Here is a 3,937-nt window from a genome sequence, read left to right on the forward strand (position 1 = left end):
GCGGTGGCGCTCCTATAGAAGTCATCAAACAGTACGTTCAGCAGCAGAGAACACCGCATTAGTCGGCTATCGCCGACGAGCTTACACCCCCGCACTCAAAGTACGGGGTTTTACGCTCAACCGATAAACAACAAGGAAAATAGCAGAGTATTGAGCCTGGCACAGAAGGTTTTCTATAAAGCACAGAGCTCTTGGGAAAAGAGCCCTGCGTTATTCAAGCTGCTCAGTTTCCAGAGAGCTCATTTCTGAGCATTTGCAGGACAGGTTTAGTCTCAGGCCGAACACCTCTCCAGATAGCAAATTGCTCGGCTGCCTGCTCTACCAGCATACCCAGTCCATCGATGACTTTTCCAGCACTATGATCCAAAGCCCACTGGTTAAATACAGTGTGAGTCGCAGAGTACATCATGTCATAGCAGCAGGTCGCAGGTGCGATCACTGTCGCAGGAACAGGAGGCAGATCTCCGTGCAAGCTGGCAGAGGTACCATTGATGATGATGTCAAAACTGCCTTCCAGCTCTGATAAGCCGGAGGCTTTTACCGGTTTTTCCGGGAACAGGCCTGCCAGCGTTTCAGCTTTGCTGACAGTACGGTTGGCTATCACCAATTCAGATGGCTCTTGTGCGAGGATAGGCTCAAGAACACCTCTTACCGCTCCACCAGCTCCAAGAACCAGAACCCGTGCGCCCTTGATTGAAACACCGTGGTTAACCATCAGGTCCTGAACCAGACCCAATCCATCGGTATTGTCACCGTTCAGGGCTCCTTTCTCATCCATCCAGAGCGTATTCACTGCGCCTGCTTTCTCAGCCCTTGCTGTGCGTACTGCAGACAGCTGCCAGGCCTGCTCCTTGAAAGGTACGGTCACACTCAGGCCAAGGTAGCCACCATTATTAAAGAAACGTCGGACGGCCTCTTCAAAGTCATTAACTGGAACAAGCTGAGTGTTATAACTCAGTTTGTGCCCAACGGACTCTGCAAACATGGCATGAATTCTGGGTGACTTGCTGTGTTCAATGGGATTACCCATCACAGCATAATGATCAACAGGTATAGCCATAGGGTTTCCTATTTTATTACACCCACTCTCTGGGTTTCAGGAATTCATTGTACAAACGGGCTTCTTCTGTTCCGTCTTCCGGATGCCAGTTGTAATCCCAGCGCACAACAGGAGGCAGAGACATCAGGATAGACTCGGTGCGTCCCCCGGATTGCAGACCGAATAATGTGCCACGGTCGTAGACCAGATTGAATTCAACATAACGACCGCGCCGGTACTCCTGAAAATAACGATTTTGTTCAGTGTACTCAGTGTCTTTGCGTTTCTGGACAATGGGCAGATAAGCTTCGATATAGCTGCTACCTACGGCCTGCATAAATTCAAAGCAGCGTTCAAAAGGCCATTCATTCAGATCATCGTAGAACAAACCACCGATACCACGAGGCTCATTCCGATGCTTCAGAAAGAAGTAATCGTCACACCATTTCTTGTAGCGGGGATAAACGTCTTCACCAAAAGGCTCACAGGCTGACTTGGCCACCTGATGCCAGTGACTGCAGTCTTCTTCAAAGCCATAATAAGGTGTCAGGTCATAACCCCCACCAAACCACCAGACCGGATCAGCGCCTTCTTTCTCAGCAATCAGCAAACGAACATTAGCGTGAGAGGTGGGAACGAACGGATTTCTGGGATGAATGACCAGAGAAACCCCCATAGCCTGAAAGCTGCGGCCTTCCAGCTCGGGTCTTTTTGCTGTTGCGGAAGGAGGCAATTTATTGCCTTTCACGTAGGAAAAGTTAACGCCGCCTTTTTCAAACAGCGAACCGCCTTCAATCACTCGGGCACGACCACCACCGCCGCCATGGTATTCCCAGGATTCTTCGCGAAAAACAGTACCACCGTCTTCTTTTTCCAGGGCGTTACAGATAGCGTCCTGTAATGACAACAGGTATTGCCTGACTCGCTCTACCTGTTCATGGCTGTTTATAGGCTCAAGGCTGTCTACCGGTTCGCTGTTGTTTTCTGGATCAGTGGCTTTTCCAGTATGGGCGTCGGTCACCATAATATTCCCTGGGCTGGCTGAAAAATGAGGATCAAGTTTAACAGAACTGAAAACCCCTGGCTGGCGATAGCTGGTCATGGGTTTTTAGAATGGGCGCAAGCGCCATCTAACTGAAAGGTTGCGGCAACTCAAGAACAACTCCGGCGATTACTGGCTTTACTCAAATTTCGGTTCAATTGTACTGAGAGTCAATATCATAAGCCAAGCTTATGCCGCATTGCTTTTCTGGACTTAAACTTGTTAGCGTCATAGTCAGAAGTTAAAGGGGCATCTTGGTCATTCAATGCAGCTTTTGCTATTTCACTATCGGTTTTCTGCTCTAACTTATTCCAGTCAGTTTTACCTTTTTGGTTATTTATGTCGTTTTGGGTGTATCTTCTATTTGTCATCTTTTTGAAACCTCTTTTGGTATTCTTCACTGGGTCGTTTGAATTCTTTCAATTGTTCATCAGTCAGAGGCGGGTTGTCTGGATCAGACTTAGCTCGTTCCTCTATCTCCTCTTCAGTCAGATTTTTAAGGCGTTCTTCATTTGTTTCGCCTTTCATTTTGTCCAATTCATCTTGAGAGTGACGTACTATTGCCATAATTTTACCCTGTTTGATATATACGGCGCTCTTTTTTGTCTGCTTTACGAGCTGAAATAATCCTAATCGTATCTTCGTGACGCTCAGTATATACAACTAGCAGAATCCCGTAAGGATCAACAGCTCCGATGATCTGAAAGCGTGCTTCTCCATAATCATGCCTGCCGTCTCCACTCACTATAAAATTAGGGTCTTTGAAAACTTTTGCGGCTTCTACGAAATCAATATCATGCTTTCTTAAATTTATTTGGTTTTTATTCTCATCCCATTCAAAAAACACGTTCACTGCCCTATGTAGCTATAACAAAGTGCTGATTTTATCAGCTATCGTAACTGCGGATATTCTATTGGCAACAACACTCTTCTGACCACCTGTTTTTGGTGGAAGACCAAGTTTACAAAAGATTCCGCTTGTTATTATTGGTGTGGTATAGCATCAACCGGCTCTGATCACTTGTCCTGTCTGAAGGTCACGAATTTCAGAGGGTTCAGTCTGTGGGCCGGTTTCACCGGAAACAATCAGTGACACCTGGCTACCCATCTGTTCCTGAACCTGTTGCTCTGTCATCAATGGAGATTCTCCTGCCTGATTGGCAGAAGTAGATACCAGTGGATGCCCTGCCTGTTCACAAAGCCTGTTCACCACCGGATGAGCACTGACCCTGACAGCCACCGTATTGAACTTTCCACGAATCCAGTCCGGTGTCCACTGATCAGGGTCAGGCAGTAGCCAGGTGTAGGGGCCTGGCCAGCTGGCTGAAAGAGTTTCAAGCTGAGTCTCAGTCAGGTTCGAAAGCAGCGGATCAATCTGCTGCATAGATGAAGCTACCAGTATCAATCCCTTTTCTACAGGGCGATGCTTGATAGCCAGCACTTGATAAACAGCTTCCCGATTCCAGGGGTCACATCCGAGCCCCCAGACCGCTTCCGTAGGGTAGGCTATAACCCCGCCCTGCTCGATAACAGTCTGAACTTTAGACATAGAGTTTCATCAACTTGATCAGCGAGTAACGGATTCTAACAAGGCATCAAACCCACTGCTAGAAGGAGCCTGGCTGAGAATAGACAGCTCAGCCTAAAGTCCAGAAAGAACGGTCATCTTTTCCACTGAATTTGCTTAAATAGGTCAACTATTCGCACAAATTAAGTAAAGCTGTCTAGAAGCCTGTCGGACTTACCACTGACCTACTGCGAAAAAGCCTGATTTGGCCATTTTTTATGATTCTTTTCGTTGAATAGCTCGCTATTCGCCTCAAATAATCATAAAAACTGTCTCAAACCGGACTTTT

The 3,937-nt window shown here is 47.1% G+C and carries 6 protein-coding genes; all 6 read right to left on the reverse strand.

Annotated elements, in window-relative coordinates; translation table 11 throughout:
* Nucleotides 1–223: 223 nt before the first annotated feature.
* The 6 genes from aroE to ACR2PX_RS16200 all read right to left on the reverse strand — a co-directional run bounded on the left by aroE (nt 224) and on the right by ACR2PX_RS16200 (nt 3,630).
* Entirely contained in the window at nt 224–1,060 is an 837-nt protein-coding gene (gene aroE, locus ACR2PX_RS16175) for a shikimate dehydrogenase (RefSeq protein WP_434000388.1), read from the reverse strand.
* A gap of 16 nt (nt 1,061–1,076) precedes the next feature.
* Nucleotides 1,077–2,063, reverse strand: coding sequence for an oxygen-dependent coproporphyrinogen oxidase (gene hemF / locus ACR2PX_RS16180; protein WP_434000389.1), 987 nt, complete (start codon nt 2,061–2,063; stop codon nt 1,077–1,079).
* 194 nt (nt 2,064–2,257) lie between these two features.
* Complete coding sequence (locus tag ACR2PX_RS16185; protein ID WP_434000390.1) at nt 2,258–2,452, reverse strand: hypothetical protein; 195 nt, start codon at nt 2,450–2,452, stop codon at nt 2,258–2,260.
* Nucleotides 2,442–2,648: a hypothetical protein gene (locus ACR2PX_RS16190; protein WP_434000391.1), complete on the reverse strand. Its 207-nt coding sequence runs from the start codon at nt 2,646–2,648 to the stop codon at nt 2,442–2,444. Before ACR2PX_RS16190 ends, ACR2PX_RS16185 begins: the two co-directional genes overlap by 11 nt.
* 4 nt (nt 2,649–2,652) lie before the next feature.
* Nucleotides 2,653–2,928, reverse strand: coding sequence for a BrnT family toxin (locus ACR2PX_RS16195; protein ID WP_434000392.1), 276 nt, complete (start codon nt 2,926–2,928; stop codon nt 2,653–2,655).
* Nucleotides 2,929–3,084: 156 nt separating this feature from the next.
* Nucleotides 3,085–3,630: an L-threonylcarbamoyladenylate synthase gene (locus ACR2PX_RS16200; RefSeq protein ID WP_434000393.1), complete on the reverse strand. Its 546-nt coding sequence runs from the start codon at nt 3,628–3,630 to the stop codon at nt 3,085–3,087.
* Between the last annotated feature and the right edge of the window lie 307 nt (nt 3,631–3,937).

The sequence above is a fragment of the Endozoicomonas sp. genome (assembly GCF_051008435.1).
Taxonomy (GTDB): Bacteria; Pseudomonadota; Gammaproteobacteria; order Pseudomonadales; family Endozoicomonadaceae; genus Endozoicomonas_A.

Coding starts and splice junctions, on each gene's coding strand:
- aroE (WP_434000388.1), bottom strand. CDS start 1,060: ATGGCTATACCTGTTGATCATTATGCTGTGATGGGTAATCCCATTGAA.
- hemF (WP_434000389.1), bottom strand. CDS start 2,063: ATGGTGACCGACGCCCATACTGGAAAAGCCACTGATCCAGAAAACAAC.
- ACR2PX_RS16185 (WP_434000390.1), bottom strand. CDS start 2,452: ATGACAAATAGAAGATACACCCAAAACGACATAAATAACCAAAAAGGT.
- ACR2PX_RS16190 (WP_434000391.1), bottom strand. CDS start 2,648: ATGGCAATAGTACGTCACTCTCAAGATGAATTGGACAAAATGAAAGGC.
- ACR2PX_RS16200 (WP_434000393.1), bottom strand. CDS start 3,630: ATGTCTAAAGTTCAGACTGTTATCGAGCAGGGCGGGGTTATAGCCTAC.